This window comes from Rubripirellula lacrimiformis (assembly GCF_007741535.1).
GTDB lineage: Bacteria > Planctomycetota > Planctomycetia > Pirellulales > Pirellulaceae > Rubripirellula > Rubripirellula lacrimiformis.
Genome location: NZ_CP036525.1, coordinates 2,527,547 through 2,549,579, shown reverse-complemented (window position 1 = coordinate 2,549,579; position 22,033 = coordinate 2,527,547). Strand labels below are relative to the sequence as shown.

General features: G+C 57.0%; 12 protein-coding genes. 11 read left to right on the top strand and 1 reads right to left on the bottom strand.

Annotated elements, in window-relative coordinates:
• Positions 1 to 609: 609 nt before the first annotated feature.
• From K227x_RS09040 to K227x_RS09010, 7 genes are all read left to right on the top strand, one after another.
• The gene (locus K227x_RS09040) at positions 610 to 2,064 is read left to right on the top strand and encodes an IS4 family transposase (RefSeq protein ID WP_145169210.1); all 1,455 of its coding nucleotides are present in this window, start codon (positions 610 to 612) and stop codon (positions 2,062 to 2,064) included.
• A gap of 501 nt (positions 2,065 to 2,565) precedes the next feature.
• On the top strand, positions 2,566 to 3,936 hold the full coding sequence (locus K227x_RS09035; protein ID WP_145169213.1) for a redoxin family protein: 1,371 nt from the start codon (positions 2,566 to 2,568) through the stop codon (positions 3,934 to 3,936).
• Between the two features lie 406 nt (positions 3,937 to 4,342).
• On the top strand, positions 4,343 to 6,115 hold the full coding sequence (locus tag K227x_RS09030) for a TlpA family protein disulfide reductase (protein WP_145169212.1): 1,773 nt from the start codon (positions 4,343 to 4,345) through the stop codon (positions 6,113 to 6,115).
• 238 nt (positions 6,116 to 6,353) lie between these two features.
• On the top strand, positions 6,354 to 6,590 hold the full coding sequence (locus K227x_RS09025) for a hypothetical protein (protein ID WP_145169211.1): 237 nt from the start codon (positions 6,354 to 6,356) through the stop codon (positions 6,588 to 6,590).
• A 768-nt stretch (positions 6,591 to 7,358) separates the two neighbouring features.
• On the top strand, positions 7,359 to 8,813 hold the full coding sequence (locus K227x_RS09020) for an IS4 family transposase (RefSeq protein ID WP_145169210.1): 1,455 nt from the start codon (positions 7,359 to 7,361) through the stop codon (positions 8,811 to 8,813).
• 822 nt (positions 8,814 to 9,635) lie between these two features.
• The gene (locus tag K227x_RS09015; protein ID WP_145169209.1) at positions 9,636 to 10,775 is read left to right on the top strand and encodes an LptF/LptG family permease; all 1,140 of its coding nucleotides are present in this window, start codon (positions 9,636 to 9,638) and stop codon (positions 10,773 to 10,775) included.
• A gap of 1,002 nt (positions 10,776 to 11,777) precedes the next feature.
• Positions 11,778 to 12,491 (top strand): TIGR04283 family arsenosugar biosynthesis glycosyltransferase, encoded by a 714-nt coding sequence (locus K227x_RS09010; RefSeq protein WP_218933878.1) that lies wholly within the window; start codon positions 11,778 to 11,780, stop codon positions 12,489 to 12,491.
• Between the two features lie 1,321 nt (positions 12,492 to 13,812).
• On the opposite strand, the gene K227x_RS09005 is transcribed toward K227x_RS09010, so the two are convergent.
• Positions 13,813 to 15,249: an IS4 family transposase gene (locus K227x_RS09005; RefSeq protein WP_145169207.1), complete on the bottom strand. Its 1,437-nt coding sequence runs from the start codon at positions 15,247 to 15,249 to the stop codon at positions 13,813 to 13,815.
• A gap of 393 nt (positions 15,250 to 15,642) precedes the next feature.
• On the opposite strand from K227x_RS09005, the gene nusG reads away from it, so the two are divergent.
• The 4 genes from nusG to rfbA all read left to right on the top strand — a co-directional run bounded on the left by nusG (position 15,643) and on the right by rfbA (position 22,028).
• The gene (nusG, locus tag K227x_RS09000; protein WP_145169206.1) at positions 15,643 to 16,200 is read left to right on the top strand and encodes a transcription termination/antitermination protein NusG; all 558 of its coding nucleotides are present in this window, start codon (positions 15,643 to 15,645) and stop codon (positions 16,198 to 16,200) included.
• A gap of 22 nt (positions 16,201 to 16,222) precedes the next feature.
• On the top strand, positions 16,223 to 18,970 hold the full coding sequence (locus K227x_RS08995) for an O-antigen ligase family protein (RefSeq protein ID WP_145169205.1): 2,748 nt from the start codon (positions 16,223 to 16,225) through the stop codon (positions 18,968 to 18,970).
• An 828-nt stretch (positions 18,971 to 19,798) separates the two neighbouring features.
• Positions 19,799 to 20,851, top strand: a complete 1,053-nt coding sequence (gene rfbB / locus K227x_RS08990) for a dTDP-glucose 4,6-dehydratase (RefSeq protein ID WP_145169204.1) — start codon at positions 19,799 to 19,801, stop codon at positions 20,849 to 20,851.
• Between the two features lie 265 nt (positions 20,852 to 21,116).
• Positions 21,117 to 22,028, top strand: coding sequence for a glucose-1-phosphate thymidylyltransferase RfbA (gene rfbA / locus K227x_RS08985; protein WP_145169203.1), 912 nt, complete (start codon positions 21,117 to 21,119; stop codon positions 22,026 to 22,028).
• The last annotated feature ends 5 nt before the right edge of the window (positions 22,029 to 22,033 follow it).

The window sequence follows — 22,033 nt, the reverse complement described above, 5'->3', positions numbered from 1 at the left end:
CTGCGCCCCCTCTCCCCCGGATCTCAGTCGAAGTGAAGCTTCGACGCGGATCTGCGGGAGAGGGCCGGCGTGAGGGGGCCAGAAGGTTGGACTGCGATTGTCCCGTCGCTCCCTCGATCCGCCTTCCTTTGCCCCCTCTCCCCCGGATCTCCATCGAAGTAATGCTTCGATGCGGATCCGGGGGAGAGGGATGGGGTGAGGGGGCCAGAATTGCAAATTGGCGGTACACATAAAACCACCAACCATTCCCCCAATAACAAATTTGCATTGTTCAATTTGCAATCGCTCTTCCCTTTGCCCCCTCTCCCCCGGATCTCCATCGAAGTAATGCTTCGATGCGGATCTGGGGGAGAGGGATGGGGTGAGGGGGGCCCAAAATTGCAAATTGGCGGCACGCAGAAAGCCACCAACCATGCCCCAATATCCAATTTGCATTGTTCCATTTGCAATTTGCAATCGTTCTTCCCCGCGCCCCCTCACCCAACGCCGTTAAGGAAATTTTTCGAGTGAATTAGGTAACCAGGATAGCTTTTGGAGGGCCATAAATGAAATAAGCCAGGCTCCCCCCAAAATCCTCGACTACACCGTCGAAAGAAAAGGAGCCTGGCTATGAGTAACAGTGGCAAGGATGCTGCTTCGAAACAGAAGCAATCAATGACTCAAGGTGAACAGCTGGCCAAAGCGATTCGCTGGATCGCCAACGACCAATTATTCGCAAAGGTTCGTGTTCACGGCAATGCCAATTGGGTGCCGACTCACTTGATGCAGGTCGCAATTCTATGGGTTTGGAGTAGTCAATCATTGCTCGTCGAATCCACCAAAGACGCGATCAAAAGTGTCGAGAGCTTATTCGGTACGACCGGGATTCATTCGTATCAGACGCTGATCACTGCACTGCAGAAGTACACCGAGCAAATCCTTCCGCCACTGGTCCAACGAATGCATCATTTGATGGAGAAGACAGATCAAGCAAGTTTTCGCATCGGGATTTGGTTGGTGTTGGCCGTCGACGGTTCCCGCTTGGATGCTTGCCGAACCCTGGCCAACGAGAAGCGGTTCTGCAAGCCAAAGAACAAAAGGGGATCGAAGAAGAACAAGAAGAACAAGAAGAACAAGAAGAACAAGCGTGGTCGACACGCCAACAAACGAAAACCGGTGAGCAAAAAGAAGAACTACAATCCGCAGCCCGTCGGTCCTCAAGTCTGGCTTACGCTACTGTGGCATGTCGGACAGCGATTGCCATGGGCATGGAAAATCGGACCGAGTTATTCCAGCGAACGAGCCCATCTGTTGGAAATGCTGAATGCTTTAGACCTACCGAAAAACACGCTCATCTGCGGTGATGCTGGTTTCGTCGGCTACGACTTTTGGAACGCGATCGACAGCCACGGCCATCACTTCCTGACGCGTGTCGGAAGCAATTGTCGCTTCCTGAAGCAACTTGGACGGGTTCGCGAACGTGATGGCATCGTGTACTGCTGGCCGAAAGAAAAACAGCAACGCAAGCAGCCGCCGTTGGTCCTTCGGCTACTTCGCTTTCACGACGGACGTGGCGAAGTCTATCTCGTCACCAACGAATTGAACTCACGCAAGTTAAGTGATTCGCGTGCTGGGGAAATTTATCGAAAACGCTGGGGAATCGAAGTGCAATTCCGATCCTTAAAGCAAACTTACGGTCGTTCGAAACTGCTCGGGCGAACGCCGGATGTCGTCGAGCACGAGTTAACCTGGTCGCTTGTCGGTCTTTGGATGGCGCAGTTACTGGCGCTTCGCGAACAAATCGATCGGATCGAACCGGCGGCTCAAACGAGCGTCGCGATGGTGTTACGAATATTGCAAAACATCCTGCACTGCCCCAACGAGATACCCGCGCGGGGCGAATCGCTTCGGAGTCTCTTGGCCGGTGCGTTGACGGATACATACGACCGCGCAAGTAAAAAGAAAAGTCGCAACTACCCACGCCGAAAAGAGGAACCCCGGACCGGCCCACCCACAATTGAACTCGCCACCGCAGAGCAACAGAAGCTTGCCAAAGCTACACTGGACCTCTCAAATGCAGCATGAAAAATTTCCTTAACGGCGTTGCCCCTCACCCCAACCCTCTCCCCCACGCCAAATGCGAGCAAAACTCGCATTCAACGCGGGGGAGAGGGGGCCAGAATTACAAATTGGCGGTACACAGAAAATCACCAACCATTCCCCCAATAACCAATTTGCATTGTTCAATTTGCAATTTGCAATCGCTCTTCCCTTTGCCCCCCTCTCCCCCGAATCCCCATCGAAGTAACGCTTCGATGGAGATCCGGGGGAGAGGGCTGGGGTGAGGGGGGGCACCCCCAAATCCAGCAACTCCCTTCGCGCCTCCACCAGCCAACTGTAGCCACGACCGACTCGAATTCTTATCATGGCATTGCGGTTCTTTCGGGGGGAATTCACCGCTCCTTTTCATCCTGGCACCAAACACCCCTTTTTGACCTCGCGGTACGATTCAACGATCTGTAACGCTGCGCATTGCTGTCAGACTCATCGAAACTCGATCCATCTCGTACGGATTCGTCTAATCTCATGTCGTACCGATTCACGATCGCTGTTCTATCGCTTGCCCTCTGCTGGAGCATCCGTCCCGCAGTCGGCCAAGAGGAAACGTCTGCCGCCGTACCGGATCAAGTTCAGGGCGACGTAGCGACCGGGGACGGGCTAACAGAAGTGTCGTTGTCGGGCGATTTGAAGTCCGTGCTGCAACCACTGTTCGAATCGATTTCCAAAGCAGACGTTTCTCGCGCGACCGTCGAAATGCTGGCTGATTCGGTCTTGAACGGCGAAACCGTCAACAGCGAGACATCGACGTTTCAAATCGCATCGCGAGTGCCGAACCAGTTCACCGTCTATTTGAAGCAGCCCGAACAACGCACGCGAGTCTATTGTGACGGCGAGAGTTTTATCGCGGCGATGGCTCCCGACGCCTACTTTCGGATGCCCGAAGTCATCTCGATCCAAGACGCCATCACCAATCTGCCGATTCCGATGGGTCCGTATCCGGAACCGCTTTTGTCACTGACGATGGCAGGTGCCGATCCCACCATTTCGCTGGTCGCCGGCATGAAATCGTTGGACTTGATTGACCGCAATCCGTTTCGCGGCAAAGTGCCCGCGGTTCATGTTCGCGGGGAACAGTCCGACGGAGTCACTTGGGAACTGTGGGTCACCGACGAAGAATCACCGCGTCCGTTACGCATGCTGATCGACATGACACCGATGCTGATCGCGTCGGACCAGGTGCATGTCCCCGATGGCTTTTCGTATCAAGTGCGATACGACTTTTTGACATGGCGAATGTCTGGCGACGTCGACGCCGCCCTGTTTGCGTTCACCCCCGCCGACGATGCGACACAGTACGAATCGTTGGACGACTATTTCCAATCGATCGCAGGGGCCACCAAAGAACATCCGTTGCTAGGGCAGACCGCTCCCAGGTTCCTAGCGATCACCAGCGAAGGCAAAAACTTCAATTCGCAGAGTCTGAAAGGTCGTGTGATCGTCCTAGACTTCTGGGCCACCTGGTGCACACCCTGCGTGGCCGCCATGCCAGTGATCAAAAAAGTGACCGACCGGTTTGCCGACCAAGGTGTGGTGATGGTGGCGGTCAACACCGGCCAAGAACGTGAAGAAGTGATCGAGTTTCTGAAGGAACAGAAATTGAAACTGAACGTCGTTCTAGACCCCGAAGGAAAGATCGCCGACGGATTTGTCGTCGACGCCATCCCGCAAACGATCCTGATTGGCAAAGACGGAATCATCGAAGCGGTCCACGTCGGATTCGACGGTGACGCGGATTTGGAAACGCGTCTGACCGATGAACTGGAAGTGCTAAGCATCGGCGGCAAACTCGGATCAGCGACGAACCCCAACGAAGCCGATTCGAGCAACGAGAAATAGCAGTCGCAAGATCGCGAAGCAAGCCTTCCCGCAGATCGATGGCACGGCAGAGGACAGAAAGGCACACCAACCAGACGCAGCACAAGCCCGCGCCCCCTCTCTCCCCCACGCCAAACGCGAGCAAAACTCGCATTCACCGCGGGGGAGAGGGGGCCAGAAAATTGGGACTGCGGTTGTTCAGTGGATCCCTCGATTGCTCCCTTGGTCCACCGTCCTTTGCCCCCTCTCCCCCGGATCCCAACCGAAGTGGAGCTTCGATGGGGATCTGGGGGAGAGGGATGGGGTGAGGGGGCCCGCGGTTCTCAGTTACCTACTCGCAATCTTTCCGCTTCCCTATCTGCCGATTCGGACTGCGATATGATTGGGGTTTGATTGAATTGGTTCTTGCGTTGACGGGACTTGGGTAATGGAAAAGTGGATCAGTGGCCTGACTTTGTCGTTGGTCGCTTTGGCGGCTGGTGGTTGTTCGTCGTCAACTTCCCAACCGGAGGCGGGGGCGGACTCGTATGCGGCTTCCGAGCCGTCGACGGATGCAGCCACGCCCAAGTCGGGCGCGGGCGATTCGTTGGCTGGGACTGCTGCTGATCTGGGCGCCGATGGCCAGATGCTGCCGGCGGTTCCTCGGATTTCGGAAGGCCCCGAATCGATGCCCTCCGATCCTGGTCGAGCGCCGGTGGTTCGTGATCCGACAAGTGCAGACCTGGCCGCGTCGGATTCGCCGGTTGACCGGCCGATGGAGCTGCTTCGTCAGCCGCCTGCGGAACCGATCGCTGCGGTGGGCGGCATTCCGATGACGCTGGACGACAGTGACCCGGGCTCCGATCGCCGCATGCCTCAGCGTGATTTGAAGGCCGACTTGTCGCCTGAAAAATTGGTGGAGTTCCTGGCCGGAGCCGACCATGACATGCAAACGATCGTCTCGGGTCAGTCGGGGATCACGGACCCCGCAGAGGCGCGTGAGATGTTGCTTCGGATCGTGCGGATGAAGCTTGAAGCGTCACGCCGATTGGCGACCGGCGAATCAGTGTCCGAAGCGATGAAGTCGGAGGGTAGCCGTGGCCAACTGCAGGCTCTGTCGCACCTAGCCGCTCTGGGCGATCTGAAGTCGGCCGAGCAACTGGAGACACTGGCCGAACAGAATCTAACCTCGAATGATCCCCGCCTGGTTTCCGATAGCCGGTTGGTGTTGATCGGGTTCGCGATCGAGCGACTGCAGAACGGAAGCCCCGACGCGGCTGCCCAAATCGTGGACTATGTCGACACGTTGGCGTCGACGTCGGCGGCCGATGACGTGCCGGCGATGATGGTGATGGGCGAGGCCCGTGACAAACTGGCTAGCTATGGTCACGACCTGGAAGCCAAGCGGGTTCGCGATGCGATCATCGATCTGTTCGCCGATTCCCCCGATGTGTCGATCGCTCAGATGGCTGCCCAGTTGGCGGGCAACGTTCTGTTCGATGACATCGATACTTTGCGAGAACAAGTTCTGGCTGGCCAGTCAGTTTCGGCCGACGCTTGGAAAGAATCCGTCGAAACGCTGATCGATGAGTCGGCTGATCTGCAGACGGTCCAGTATTTGGCAGGGGCAGCACTCGAGTTCGAAGGGGCTGAGCCGATCGCCGAGCCTGGCGGTTCGGACTTGGCCGCACTGGTCGACACGACCTATGAAGTGCTGCGTCGGCGGTTCGCCGATCCTGAATCCGCGACAGGCCGCGAGGTCGAGTTGGCGGTCAGTGCCAAGCAGGCTCGCAAAAACGTCGTCGGACGAATCTTTGATCCGGCGCTGCCCACGGTCGGCGATTCGCCACTGGCGATTTCCGATTACCGCGGCAAGATCGTGCTGATGCCGTTCTGGGCCACCAGCTTTCCCGAGTCGCTGCAGATCGTTCCGATGCTGTCCGAAATTGCGGCCCAGTACCCCAGCGACGTTGCGATCGTGGGCATGAACCTGGACGCGGCGGGAGCACCGTTGAAAGAGTTCATCGCCGAATCGTCGATCGATTTCCCAAGTTACCGAGCCGAATCGTCGGCGACTCAGCGAGTGGCCAATCCAGTGGCGGCACAGTTCGGTTTGGTGTCGATGCCGTTCGTGGTGATCCTGGACCAGGACGGACGAGTGGCGGCATTGGACTTTACCGGCCGAGTGACGGGACCAACGGTCCAGGGACTGTTGAAATAGCACCCCCAAGGGGGAAACGTCGCCAGACGTTCAACAGCCGGATGCAGCCAGTCCAGCGGCGTGATTGGCGGGATATCTGGGGGCGGACGTGGGCCCCGAGCGGCTTGGACTCACGGGAACCCGTCCCATGGATGATCGATTTTCGAGGCTCGCTTTCGGAATCCGCCAATTACAATCGGGATGTTCCGTTTGCTCAGGGATCGAGCCACCAATCGATCGTATTTCGCGAGCGCCTCCGATGAAACAAACGTTCATTGAACTGACCGGCAAAACGCTGCTGGACGTGGTAAATGAAGGTGAAATAGACTTCAAAGAGCTTCACGACGCCGGAGTCTGTGGCGATTCGATCTTGCGAATCAACAAGTACGGCGAGATCGAACTCCGCTGCCGTGGACACTGGATGCTAGTCGGCGGCTTGATCGGCAACTTCGAAGAACGCCTGATGAAGCTAACCGGACTGGATTGGTCCCACTGATCACATGCCCCCGAGTACGTTCCGTCGCAACGTAGTCTCAAAATGCGCAGGGCGTCTCTCAGTTTGCGACGCCTCCATGAGCGATGCAGTGAGCCGAGATTAGTGAGCGCAATCGTTAAAAACGGTAGATGCGTAAAAACCGCAAAGCACTGTACGCTTGGCACGTTCGTTGCTGATTGAAAGCAACATCACTTCGAACCGAGCGGCCCATTATTCAACCTACCGTTGGGTTCCCGACGAAGTTCATTTGCACGTCGGAATTTTCCGCAGGCGAGTAACCACTCAGGCTACTCGCCTGTTTTCGTTGGTACAGCGCCCCCCCCTCACCCCAACCCTCTCCCCCACGCCGAAAGCGAGCAGAACTCGCATTCAACGCGGGGGAGAGGGGGCCAAAAAGAGTCGACTGCGGTCGTTCAGTTACTCTCTCGCCCACCATCTGCTTGCCCCCTCTCCCCCGGATCTCATCGAAGTGGAGCTTCGATAGGGATCTGGGGGAGAGGGCAGGGGTGAGGGGGCCAAAAAGAGTCGACTGCGGTCGTTCAGTTACTCTCTCGCCCACCATCTGCTTGCCCCCTCTCCCCCGGATCCCATCGAAGTGGAGCTTCGATGGGGATCTGGGGGAGAGGGCCGGGGTGAGGGGCAACGCCGTTAAGGAAATTTTTCGAGTGAATTAGGTAACCAGGATAGCTTTTGGAGGGCCATAAATGAAATAAGCCAGGCTCCCCCCAAAATCCTCGACTACATCGTCGAAAGAAAAGGAGCCTGGCTATGAGTAACAGTGGCAAGGATGCTGCTTCGAAACAGAAGCAATCAATGACTCAAGGTGAACAGCTGGCCAAAGCGATTCGCTGGATCGCCAACGACCAATTATTCGCAAAGGTTCGTGTTCACGGCAATGCCAATTGGGTGCCGACTCACTTGATGCAGGTCGCAATTCTATGGGTTTGGAGTAGTCAATCATTGCTCGTCGAATCCACCAAAGACGCGATCAAAAGTGTCGAGAGCTTATTCGGTACGACCGGGATTCATTCGTATCAGACGCTGATCACTGCACTGCAGAAGTACACCGAGCAAATCCTTCCGCCACTGGTCCAACGAATGCATCATTTGATGGAGAAGACAGATCAAGCAAGTTTTCGCATTGGGATTTGGTTGGTGTTGGCCGTCGACGGTTCCCGCTTGGATGCTTGCCGAACCCTGGCCAACGAGAAGCGGTTCTGCAAGCCAAAGAACAAAAGGGGATCGAAGAAGAACAAGAAGAACAAGAAGAACAAGAAGAACAAGCGTGGTCGACACGCCAACAAACGAAAACCGGTGAGCAAAAAGAAGAACTACAATCCGCAGCCCGTCGGTCCTCAAGTCTGGCTTACGCTACTGTGGCATGTCGGACAGCGATTGCCATGGGCATGGAAAATCGGACCGAGTTATTCCAGCGAACGAGCCCATCTGTTGGAAATGCTGAATGCTTTAGACCTACCGAAAAACACGCTCATCTGCGGTGATGCTGGTTTCGTCGGCTACGACTTTTGGAACGCGATCGACAGCCACGGCCATCACTTCCTGACGCGTGTCGGAAGCAATTGTCGCTTCCTGAAGCAACTTGGACGGGTTCGCGAACGTGATGGCATCGTGTACTGCTGGCCGAAAGAAAAACAGCAACGCAAGCAGCCGCCGTTGGTCCTTCGGCTACTTCGCTTTCACGACGGACGTGGCGAAGTCTATCTCGTCACCAACGAATTGAACTCACGCAAGTTAAGTGATTCGCGTGCTGGGGAAATTTATCGAAAACGCTGGGGAATCGAAGTGCAATTCCGATCCTTAAAGCAAACTTACGGTCGTTCGAAACTGCTCGGGCGAACGCCGGATGTCGTCGAGCACGAGTTAACCTGGTCGCTTGTCGGTCTTTGGATGGCGCAGTTACTGGCGCTTCGCGAACAAATCGATCGGATCGAACCGGCGGCTCAAACGAGCGTCGCGATGGTGTTACGAATATTGCAAAACATCCTGCACTGCCCCAACGAGATACCCGCGCGGGGCGAATCGCTTCGGAGTCTCTTGGCCGGTGCGTTGACGGATACATACGACCGCGCAAGTAAAAAGAAAAGTCGCAACTACCCACGCCGAAAAGAGGAACCCCGGACCGGCCCACCCACAATTGAACTCGCCACCGCAGAGCAACAGAAGCTTGCCAAAGCTACACTGGACCTCTCAAATGCAGCATGAAAAATTTCCTTAACGGCGTTGGGTGAGGGGGCCCGAAAACATCGCAAATTGCAAAATGAACATTTCAAAATGCATATTTGGGTGGGTGTAGGTTTGCTGGATCGTCTTCAATATCCAATTTGCATTGTTCAATTTGCAATTTGCAATCGTTCTTCCCTGCGCCCCCTCACCCCAACCCTCTCCCCCACGCCGAAAGCGAGCAGAACTCGCATTCAACGCGGGGGAGAGGGGGCCCAAAAGAGTCGACTGTGGTCGTTCAGTTGCACTCTCGCGCACCATCTTCTTGCCCCTCTCCCCCGGATCCCACCGAAGTGGAGCTTCGATAGGGATCTGGGGGAGAGGGCGGGGGTGAGGGGGCCCGAAAACATCGCAAATTGCAAAATGAACATTTCAAAATGCATATTTGGGTGGGTGTAGGTTTGCTGGATCGTCTTCAATGACCAATTTGCATTGTTCAATTTGCAATTTGCAATCGTTCTTCCCTGCGCCCCCTCACCCCAACCCTCTCCCCCACGCCGAAAGCGAGCAGAACTCGCATTCAACGCGGGGGAGAGGGGGCCAAAAAGAGTCGACTGCGGTCGTTCAGTTACTCTCTCGCCCACCATCTGCTTGCCCCCTCTCCCCCGGATCCCATCGAAGTGGAGCTTCGATAGGGATCTGGGGGAGAGGGCTGGGGTGAGGGGGCCCGAATCGAAACGATTGCAAATCCTCACCCCCCCTCCACACCTTCCAAACTCTCAACTCCTCTTGCTTCCTCCACCAGCTTTCCCCGATATTCCACTTACCCTGACTTCGTCTCCTCCAACCAACATCTCGCCGCTCGTGACCAAGATCGATCGATACATCTTGTTGCTCTTTCTGCGGACGGTATTCATCTGTTTCTGCTCGATCTCTGGCATTTTTGTCGTCTTTCATGCCTTCACCAGCATGGATGAACTGGTCAAACAGGGGCAGGAGCAGGATGGTTTGGTGCTGGTCATGTGTCGGTTCTACGGGCCATATCTGCTGCTATTGTTCGACTGGACCGGCGCGATCATCACATTGATGGCATTCCTGTTCACCGTCGGCTGGCTGCGGCGGACGGGCGAACTGACATCCACGTTGGCCGCTGGGATCTCGCACGGACGATTGCTGCGTCCGATGATCATCGCGTCGCTATTGATCGTGCTGGCCCAACTGAGTAGTCGCGAACTGCTATTGCCCAGTTACCGCGACGCGTTGTCGATGAAGGCCAAAGACATCACGGGCGAATCCGAACAGCCGATTTTGGCCCAGTACGACAAGGTCAATCGCGTCCTGATCGACGGCAAATCGTTGATCGCCCAATCCGGCCGAGTGATCGAGCCGAGTTTCCGGCTCGACGGCGAATACCCCGGATACGGCGACCTGCTGCTGGCACGCTCCGGAGTCTGGATGGAGGCGAGCGCCGACCACCCCGGCGGCTATTTGCTGGACGGCGTCCAACGCCCCGAAGACATCGACGCACTCCCGTCGGTTGGCATTGCCAGTCGACCGATCCTGTACTCCAGCAGCGACCAAGCGTGGCTGAAGCCGCGTCAGTGCTTCTTCGCCACCACGGTCCACGTCGACCTGCTACAGACCAATCAATCGGCCACGCGGATGGCGTCGGTGATGGAGTTGATTGGACGAGTCAAGAATCCGGCGGTACACAGCAGTTTGTCGCTGCAGGTGCTGTTGCACGAACGGATCATCCGTCCGGCACTCGACTTCTCGCTGATCCTGCTGGGACTGCCATTGGTGGTCAACCGCCGAGGCCGCAACCTGTTCGTGATGATCGCCGCCGCGATGGGAACCGTCCTGGCATTCTTCGTGATCAAAACCCTCTGCGGCGCATTGGGCGGGAACGGATACTGGCTAAGCCCCGCAATGGCCGCCTGGCTACCGCTGATCATCCTAGGCCCGCTAGCCTACCTGCGTTACCGCGACGTCCAGCTGGTTTAGGAAAGAAGGAGGCAAGGATTGCAAAATGCAGTCAAGCGTCGCCCCCCTCACCCCAGCCCTCTCCCCCAAATCCCATCGAAGCTCCACTTCGATGGAATCCGGGGGAGAGGGGGCAAGGAAAAACCAACGAACCAGCCAACCGCCATCGCGTAGCCCCAACCTTTAGCCCCCTCTCCCCCGCGTTGAACGCGAGTTCTGCTCGCGTTCAATGTGGGGGAGAGGGGGCAAGGAAAACCAAAGAACAAGCCGCTCACCGGCCAGACCTTCTAGCCCCCTCTCCCCCGCGTTGAATGCGAGTCCTGCTCGCGTTCAATGTGGGGGAGAGGGCCGGGGCGAGGGGGCCGGGAACACAGACCACTCCACATTGCCCCCTCTCCCCCGCGTTGAACGCGAGTTCTGCTCGCGTTCGACGTGGGGGAGAGGGCCGGGGTGAGGGGGGGAGTGAAGATTGCAAATTGCAAATTGAACATTTCAAAATGCAAATCGGCGGTAGCTGAAGTGCCGCCAACCATTCCCCCAATTACAAATTTGCATTGTTCAATTTGCAATTTGCAATCGTTTCTCCTCGTCGCCCCCTCACCCCAGCCCTCTCCCCCAAATCCCATCGAAGCTCCACTTCGATGGAATCCGGGGGAGAGGGGGCAAGGAAAACCAAAGAACCAGCCAACCGCCATCGCATAGCCCAAACCTTCTAGCCCCCTCTCCCCCGCGCTGAATGCGAGTCCTGCTCGCGTTCATCGTGGGGGAGAGGGCTGGGGTGAGGGGGCCGGGAACACAGACCACTCCACATTGCCCCCTCTCCCCCGCGCTGAACGCGAGTTCTGCTCGCGTTCGACGTGGGGGAGAGGGCCGGGGTGAGGGGGCCCTGACAGAAACGATCGCAAATTCAACAATGCAAACCAGCAATCCATCAATCGGCCACCACCTCCCCACCCAAATTCGCATTTTGAAATGTTCAATTTGCAATTTGCAATCTCCCCCTCCTCACCCCACTCCGTTCCCGTGCCTCTCACACCCGCATCGTTTTCGATCATCATTCCGACGCTGGATGAAGCCGCCACGATCGCGGCGGCGATCCGTTCGGCGATCGACGCGGGGGCTCACGAGATCATCGTGACCGATGGCGGCAGCCGGGACGAAACGATCGCGGTGGCGACCAGGGCAGGTGCCAGCAAGGTGGTTCGATCGCTGCCCGGCCGTGGCACTCAGCAGAACGCGGGCGCCGCCGTCGCGACTCGCGACTGGATGCTGTTCCTGCACGCCGACAACCGATTGCATCCGGACGGCCTGAAACAGGCCTGTGACGCGATCGGGGGATCCGCAGCCGGCGATCATCCGATCCTGTGGGGCGCGATGCGGCAACGGATCGAGTCGCCAGAATGGATTTTCCGAGCGATCGAAGGCGGCAACGCGGCGAGAGTGCGTGTGCGAGGGATCGCATTTGGCGACCAAGGGATCTTCGTCCGTTCGGACGTATTTCGCCGCGAAGGAGGGTTCCCCGACATCCCGTTGATGGAAGACATCGAACTATCGCGAAAGCTTCGTCGTCAGTCCCGTCCGGTGCTCATCCCCGGCCCCCTGACCATCAGCCCCCGCCGCTGGCGATCCCGCGGCCCCATCCGCCAAACCCTCCAAAATTGGCGACTACAAATCGCCCACGCCACCGGCACCTCACCAGCCAAACTAGCCCGCCGATACCAAAACCATCCCCACTGACAACGCCCAAACTCCGTGCCCTCGCAGCATCCAGGCCCCCCTCACCCCAACCCCTCTCCCCCAAATCCCATCGAAGCTCCACTTCGATGGAATCCGGGGGAGAGGGGGCAAGAAGAAGTCACTCGGAGAATCCACCGATCCCCCCCAACGCCCAAACCCTTTAGCCCCCTCTCCCCCGCGGTGAATGCGAGTTCTGCTCGCGTTCAATGTGGGGGAGAGGGCCGGGGTGAGGGGGGGGAGTGAAGATTGCAAATTGCAAATTGAACATTTCAAAATGCAAATCGGCGGTAGCTGAAGTGCCACCAACCATTCCCCCAATTGCAAATTTGCATTGTTCAATTTGCAATTTGCAATCGTTTCTCCTCGTCGCCCCCTCACCCCAACCCTCTCCCCCAAATCCCATCGAAGCTCCACTTCGATGGAATCCGGGGGAGAGGGGGCAAGGAAAAACCAACGAACAAGCCGCTCACCGGGCAAAACTTTAGCCCCCTCTCCCCCGCGGTGAATGCGAGTTCTGCTCGCGTTCAATGTGGGGGAGAGGGCCGGGGTGAGGGGGGGGAGTGAAGATTGCAAATTGCAAATTGAACATTTCAAAATGCAAATTGGCTGTGGATGAAGTGCCACCAACCATTCCCCCAATTGCAAATTTGCATTGTTCAATTTGCAATTTGCAATCGTTTCTCCTCGTCGCCCCCTCACCCCAACCCCTCTCCCCCAAATCCCATCGAAGCTCCACTTCGATGGAATCCGGGGGAGAGGGGGCAAGGAAAAACCAACGAACAAGCCGCTCACCGGGCAAAACTTTAGCCCCCTCTCCCCCGCGCTGAATGCGAGTCCTGCTCGCGTTCAACGTGGGGGAGAGGGCCGGGGTGAGGGGGGGGAACGGAGATTGCAAATTGCAAATTGAACATTTCAAAATGCAAATTGGCTGTGGATGAAGTGCCGCCAACCATTCCCCCAATTACAAATTTGCATTGTTCAATTTGCAATTTGCAATCGTCTCTCCTCGTCGCCCCCTCACCCCAACCCCTCTCCCCCAAATCCCATCGAAGCTCCACTTCGATGGAATCCGGGGGAGAGGGGGCAAGGAAAACCAACGAACAAGCCGCTCACCGGGCAAAACTTTAGCCCCCTCTCCCCCGCGGTGAATGCGAGTCCTGCTCGCGTTCAACGTGGGGGAGAAGGGGCAAGGAAAAACCAACGAACAAGCCGCTCACCGGGCAAAACTTTAGCCCCCTCTCCCCCGCGTTGAACGCGAGTTCCGCTCTCGTTCAACGTGGGGGAGAGGGTTGGGGTGAGGGGCAACGCCGTTAAGCATTTTTCATGCTGCATTTGAGAGGTCCAGTGTAGCTTTGGCAAGCTTCTGTTGCTCTGGGGTGGCGAGTTCAATTGTGGGTGGGCCGGTCCGGGGTTCCTCTTTTCGGCGTGGGTAGTTGCGACTTTTCTTTTTACTTGCGCGGTCGTATGTATCCGTCAACGCACCGGCCAAGAGACTCCGAAGCGATTCGCCCCGCGCGGGTATCTCGTTGGGGCAGTGCAGGATGTTTTGCAATATTCGTAACACCATCGCGACGCTCGTTTGAGCCGCCGGTTCGATCCGATCGATTTGTTCGCGAAGCGCCAGTAACTGCGCCATCCAAAGACCGACAAGCGACCAGGTTAACTCGTGCTCGACGACATCCGGCGTTCGCCCGAGCAGTTTCGAACGACCGTAAGTTTGCTTTAAGGATCGGAATTGCACTTCGATTCCCCAGCGTTTTCGATAAATTTCCCCAGCACGCGAATCACTTAACTTGCGTAAGTTCAATTCGTTGGTGACGAGATAGACTTCGCCACGTCCGTCGTGAAAGCGAAGTAGCCGAAGGACCAACGGCGGCTGCTTGCGTTGCTGTTTTTCTTTCGGCCAGCAGTACACGATGCCATCACGTTCGCGAACCCGTCCAAGTTGCTTCAGGAAGCGACAATTGCTTCCGACACGCGTCAGGAAGTGATGGCCGTGGCTGTCGATCGCGTTCCAAAAGTCGTAGCCGACGAAACCAGCATCACCGCAGATGAGCGTGTTTTTCGGTAGGTCTAAAGCATTCAGCATTTCCAACAGATGGGCTCGTTCGCTGGAATAACTCGGTCCGATTTTCCATGCCCATGGCAATCGCTGTCCGACATGCCACAGTAGCGTAAGCCAGACTTGAGGACCGACGGGCTGCGGATTGTAGTTCTTCTTTTTGCTCACCGGTTTTCGTTTGTTGGCGTGTCGACCACGCTTGTTCTTCTTGTTCTTCTTCGATCCCCTTTTGTTCTTTGGCTTGCAGAACCGCTTCTCGTTGGCCAGGGTTCGGCAAGCATCCAAGCGGGAACCGTCGACGGCCAACACCAACCAAATCCCGATGCGAAAACTTGCTTGATCTGTCTTCTCCATCAAATGATGCATTCGTTGGACCAGTGGCGGAAGGATTTGCTCGGTGTACTTCTGCAGTGCAGTGATCAGCGTCTGATACGAATGAATCCCGGTCGTACCGAATAAGCTCTCGACACTTTTGATCGCGTCTTTGGTGGATTCGACGAGCAATGATTGACTACTCCAAACCCATAGAATTGCGACCTGCATCAAGTGAGTCGGCACCCAATTGGCATTGCCGTGAACACGAACCTTTGCGAATAATTGGTCGTTGGCGATCCAGCGAATCGCTTTGGCCAGCTGTTCACCTTGAGTCATTGATTGCTTCTGTTTCGAAGCAGCATCCTTGCCACTGTTACTCATAGCCAGGCTCCTTTTCTTTCGACGATGTAGTCGAGGATTTTGGGGGGAGCCTGGCTTATTTCATTTATGGCCCTCCAAAAGCTATCCTGGTTACCTAATTCACTCGAAAAATTTCCTTAACGGCGTTGGGTGAGGGGGTACGGAGAAAAACGATTGGCAGTTGGAGAACCTGCCGTCAGCCCCTCCCTCCACCACCCAAATTTGCACCTTGAAATGTTCATTCTGCAATTTGCAATCTTTCCCTCCCTTACCCCCAGGAAAACGGGAACGCTGTCATTCGTTGGCCACACGGATGACGAATACCGCTCGTCTGCTAATGCGTGTCCGAGTCAAATTCGCTAGGCTGCGGCTATTGACGAACACCCGAGATCGATTCGCAAGCAACCTAATCCTTTGCCTATTCTGCCCGCCGAACCTGACTGTTATCCAGACGCATTCCTGTTGGATGACGATGTTGTCCAGCGAACTTGGTGGTTGATGTACACCAAGAGTCGCCAGGAAAAGCAACTGATGCGCCACTTGCGCACGATTGGCGTTTCTCACTACGCGCCCCAAATCGCCAACCGCCGACGATCGCCAGCCGGCCGGATCCGCGTCACCTATCAACCGTTGTTCCGCAACTATGTTTTCGTTTGTGGCGACGACGACGAGGCCCGTTACCAAGCGGTCTGTACGGGCTGTATTCTGCAAGCCAGTAAGATCGATGACGTCGAACCGTTCGTCACTGACCTTCGCCAGATCTTCAACCTGATCCAGATGGACGTGCCGCTTGCTGTCGAATCCCGCATCGAACCTGGTCAAACGATCCGAGTCAAAAGCGGTGCGTTTGCTGGATACGAGGGCACGGTACTGCGTCGAACTCAAGAAACCCACTTGCTGGTGTCCGTCCGCTTCATGGAACAGGGGGTCAGTGTCAAGCTAGACGACTGCCAACTCGAGGTAATCGGCTGACTGAAACCTGGGTGCCCCACCGATGACGCTTTTGCCAATCGATTCGCTCGCAATGCTGCGACACAACCTGATGACGCTGACCGCATGCGCTACCGTAGCGGTGCCGGGGTTGGTTGCGTTGGATTGCGGTGGATTATTGCCTTGGGACCTGTGGATATCTAGCGTGGCGGTCATGGCGCTGGTGATTGCAACTTGGTTCGTCCAATCCGCCTGTCCCCCTCGCCGCACCCCGTCCGCACCGTTCATCAATGCGTCGCCCGCTGCGATTGTCCAACACTACGTCACCGAAACGCTAGAACGCGGACTGCAACGATCGCCGATGGTGCTGTGGGCAGCTATCGGTTTGCTGGCCCTGGCCCAATCGATTCCGCTAGACTCCGGCACCGTGTGGTCCCTATCACCGGCGTCCGCCGACGCGTTCACCCAATGGCTGCCCCAAGCCACCGGCCAGCCGGCACCACAAAGCTTTCCCGTTTCGGTATCAGCTTGGTTGACCAAGAATTTTGCGGCCTTCGCGATGGTCATGGCTGCCATGGCTTACGTGGCTGGCACGATCTTTCGTCACCGTCATCTGGTGCTGTTGATGATGATCGGCATGGCAATCGTCGGCGTGGTCCATTCGGCATTGGGGTTCTATCAATCCGTGGTTTCCCCGGGTGTATTTCTGTTCGGAGACCGACGAATCGGGCACCCCTTTGGCACGTTTATCAACCGTAACAACGCCGGCGCGATGCTGAACTTAGGTTTGGCCGCCGCCGTCGGGTTGCTGGTGTATCGATCGCGTAACCGCCGTTCTAGCGACGGGATGGTCAGTCACAAATTTGGAGGATTCAGTCACTTTCACCGGATGGCACAGAGTGTTTCTTGGTGGATGATCGTCCTGGCCACCGTGTTCATCAGTGCCGCGATCGTCGCCTGCGGTTCGCGCGGTGCCTTATTGGGTTCCGCCTGTGGTGCAACAATTTGTGTGATCACGGTTGCTTCATCACGCCGGCTGCCCATCGTGGTTTTTGCGGTTGTAGTGATGTTCGCGATTGCAATGGTGACGTTGGGGGCGGCAGGCATCGAAACCACCGCAGTGGACCGCCTGCTGGAAAACCACACCGGCGACCCGGTTGGCGATGGTCGTGCTGGGCACTGGCCCGATGCATGGCGTTCGGCATTGGCGTCGTTTCCGATTGGTGGTGGGATGGGCGCCTATCGCTATGCCTATCTGCCGTTCCAAGCAACCGGTGGCGGCAATTGGTACCGAAACGCAGACAACCAATGGCTGGAATGGCTCGTCGAAGGCGGCCTGGCGATGGCGCTGATCTTGCTGGCCGCCGGCATCGGCACCATCGTCGCATTTCGACGATTGCTGCGAACCAGCGACCCGATCGACTATGGACTGGCGCTCGCCGGTATTTTTGCCACCACCGCGATCGCGACGTCGCAAACATTCGACTTTGCCCTGACGCTTCCGCCGATCGCGATGACGGCAACCCTGTTGGCCGCAGCCGTTCACGCTCGCCAAACTCCCGCCGCCCCACGGCAGCGACGCGACCCTTCCCACGATCAACGGTTTGCCCGAATCCGTCAACGAGCTACCGAAAACGCGCCGCACCGCCAAACAAACTCGCAGGGAATTCATCCCAGCTCCACCTCTGGATCGCCACACGGGCGCCCGGCTGGCGAACGAAGGTCCCCTGTCACCAATTCGGACTCGGAGGAGTGGTTCGAAGAATTCCAAAGCTTGTTCATTGCCCCGTCGCAAACCCGCAGCCTGATGCTGATGGTGGTACCGGTCCTGATCATCGCCGGACTGATTTTGTCGACCAACCGCGCCGCCGCGATCGCGTCCGCCGACTCACTACAGCGGCACAGCCAATGGCTTACAGACGCAAGCGGCAGCGGATCCGGCACGTCCACCCCCGGCACCCTGACCTCCGTGCAATACGCGAATTTGCAATCGATCGATCGCGAACTGGATCTGGCGATCCAGCGGTATCCGGATTGTGAACCGCTGATGCTGGAACGCATTCGCGTGCTGCGGTTGTTGTTTCGGTCCGAACGTATTCAGGCCCTCACAACACAAGGCGTTTCTGCCGAACAAGCGTCCCTGTTGACCCGCCCACATCGAATCCGCTGGGTCACGCTTCGCGGCGGTCCGTCGTCGCTATTGTCGGGATCAAAATTTGGCGATCCACCGCTCGACCGTGACCCACGGCTGGAATCGATCGCCGCACTCAGTCGCCAAGCCTTGGAGGCCAACCCGCTATCGGAAATCGCTCGCTGGAATCTGGTCCAATTGGACCTGACCGGCACGCCCGCGGAAACCTGCCGCGTGCTGCTGGACCAGCTGTCCGTGCTGCGTGGCCAATCCCCGTCGGCGCTCGATAGTATCGCGCGGGCAGCGTTGGACATCCAGGACACGCCGATCGCGATCCACGCCTGGCAACGAATGCTGGCTCTGGACCCGAGTGGTCTACCGGCCGTGATCCAACAACTTCGAAAACGCCAATGGCCGATCCGACTGAACCAGTTGTTGCCGCCGCAAGACAGCGGCAATTCGATCGATGACGCACAACGCAGCAGCGTGCTGATGGCCCGCCAGCGTCAACTGATACTGGACGCTGCCCGCCTGCAAAACTCGATGCCACCGACCGAACAGGACCCCAAAGTCCTCACGCGAGCGATGGAGATACTGTCACTGCCGATCACGGCTGACGAGCGAGCGCTCAAACAAACGCTCACCTCCCCCCTGACGAACTCGCTCCCCGCTCCTGATTAAGTTCAAAATCGAGCTCGACTTCAACTTTGACACTCCGTTCCCCGACGAACGTGGATGTCGACACAGGTTGAAAGGGGTCCCACTGGTCAATGAAGTTCATTGAAAAAGTGAAATCGAAGATTGTGAATTTGAGACGGGGGGAACGATTCCGTTTCCGAGGATAGATTTTATCTGAATACGGCCAACGCAATGCTAACGCTGCCGCCTGACCACGACGCAGGCGAACCGTCTGATGGACCGCATCCAGTCCCGTTCCAAGCGATACCCAATAGCAGATAGCGCCAGAAAGAACATTCAACCACGAATCACACGAACAACACCCGTCACAAGCCAGATCTCCTCATTTGTGTCATTCGCGTCATTCTTGAATCAGTTCTCCAACGCGTCCCTGTCGACCAAGTCCAGCAGGGCTTCTTTCCGCCTGGATAATTCAGTGCCCACGGCAACCTCGACAAGCGCCCGCCGCGTAAAAGTCCCGTTGCCATGCAAGGGTTTGAAATGGCGCCCAGCCACTGCCTACCCGACCGCTCAACACATCCGCTTCACTCTATCGCCCCTCCACGCCCTAAAACCGTTCCAACGGACACAGCTGCGCCCATCAATGCGGTGGGAATCAGACCAATAGCTTGACGCCCCTAGGGCCTCCAACGATATTGCTCGAGAGGGCAGTTCCTGACTGACCACCCCCCCCCCTAAAACGGCTAATCGACCAGCCTCCGAAAGGGCGACACTGTGTCACCCAAGTGGACGAAGTCTGCGCCGATTTACGGCGGGATCATCATGTCCAGATCCCCCCGCTGCCACCGCCCACTCATCGCTATTGCCGATATGAAAATCCTGATCACCGGCGGCGCCGGATTCATCGGATCCAACCTGGTTCGGATGGCAGTCCAACAGGGTCACGACGTCCTGAACGTGGACTCGCTGACCTATGCCGGCAACCTATCCTCGTTGGCCGACATCGCCGACCAATCCGGTTACCGATTCGCCCAAGTTGACATCACCGACGCCGACGCAGTCCAACAGTGCTTGGCCGAGTTCGCTCCCGATGCCGTGATGCACTTGGCGGCCGAGAGTCATGTGGATCGGTCGATTGATGGTCCCGGCCAGTTCATCGAAACCAACGTCATCGGCACCTACAACCTATTGCAGGCTAGCCTGTCGCATTGGCGATCGCTGGATTCCGACGCAGCGGACGCGTTTCGTTTCTTGCACGTTTCGACCGACGAAGTGTACGGATCCCTGGGCAGTGAAGGGCAGTTCAGCGAAACGACTCCTTATGATCCTCATTCGCCGTATTCGGCCAGCAAAGCATCGTCGGATCACCTGGCTCGCGCCTGGTCCGATACCTACGGGCTGCCCGTGCTGGTGACCAATTGCAGCAACAACTACGGGCCATTCCAGTTCCCCGAAAAGCTGATCCCGGTCGTGATCCTGAAATGCCTACGCGGCGAATCGATTCCCGTGTACGGCAAGGGCGAAAACATACGGGACTGGTTGTACGTCGACGATCATTGCCGAGCCCTATTGGCGGTGGTCGAAAGAGGGCGTCCGGGCCAGACCTACAACATTGGCGGCGACAACGAGATGCGGAACATCGATCTGGTGCACCTGTTGTGCCAATTGATGGACGAACTCCGCCCCAGCGCGTCGCCCACGATCAGCGAACATTCCCAGCTGATCACGTTCGTCACCGACCGCCCCGGCCACGACGCCCGCTACGCGATTGACGCCAGCAAAATCAAAAACGAACTGGGTTGGCGTCCTCAGCAGGACAACCAGTCGGGGTTTCGAAAAACCGTCCAGTGGTACCTCGAAAACGAATCCTGGTGGCAAGAAATCCTCTCCGGCCAGTACCAACTGCAGCGTCTAGGAAACTAGCCAACCACCAACCCTATCACCACAACAGCCATCAGCCGCCACGCGCTAGCGTCCGGTCCCCAATCACCCACCGCGTCAACGCCCGGTCCCAATCACCAATCAACGCCCGAACCAACCACATCACACTCCTGCCTCCGGGCCAGACCGGGCGCCCACCCGCTGTGGGCAACCCAATCGCTACGACGCATCACTGCCGCAGCGAACCACCTGCGAATGGAAATCGCAATCCAAGCGCCACGCCCAAAGCCCCCACGCCCCATTCGCCATGCCAATCTCACAACGCCCCACACCGAACTCAACCGCGACAATCCGCAAGGGCATCGTCCTGGCGGGCGGTTCGGGAACGCGTCTGCACCCGGTCACACGCGGCATCAGCAAGCAACTACTGCCGATCTACGACAAGCCGATGGTCTACTATCCATTGTCCGTATTGATGCTGGCGGGAATTCGGGAAACGCTGATCATTTCCACGCCGGAAGACCTGCCCCAGTACCGCAAACTGCTCGGCGATGGCAGCGACTTCGGCATCTCGCTAACGTATGCCGAACAACCCAGACCAGAAGGCTTGGCGCAGGCCTTTCTGATTGGCGAGGAATTTATCGGCGACGATCCCGTCACCTTGGTACTGGGCGATAACATTTTCTACGGGCAGGGATTCTCGCCAAAACTAAAAACGGCAGCCGAGCAAACATCCGGCGCGACCGTGTTCGGGTACCAGGTTCACGACCCCGAGCGATTCGGCATCATCGAATTCAACAGCGCCGGCAAAGCGATTTCGATCGAAGAGAAGCCGGCCACACCCAAATCAGATTTCGCGGTGACCGGCCTGTATTTCTACGACAACCGCGTCATTGAATTTGCCAAGTCAATTAAGCCCTCAGCACGAGGAGAACTAGAGATCACTTGCATCAATCGATGTTACTTGGAAGAAGCGTCTCTGAGTGTTGAAGTCCTGGGAAGAGGCCACACGTGGCTTGACACGGGCACGCATGACAGCTTGCTAGAGGCATCCATGTTTGTGAAGACGATTGAACACCATCAAGGCTTCAAGGTTGCCTGCCTAGAAGAAATCGGCTTCCACAATGGCTGGATTACCGAAAGCGAGTTAGCAGACCAAGCCTCAAAATTCAAGAACACTGCGTACGGAACTTATCTACAGTCATTGCTTGGCAAGTAAAGAAA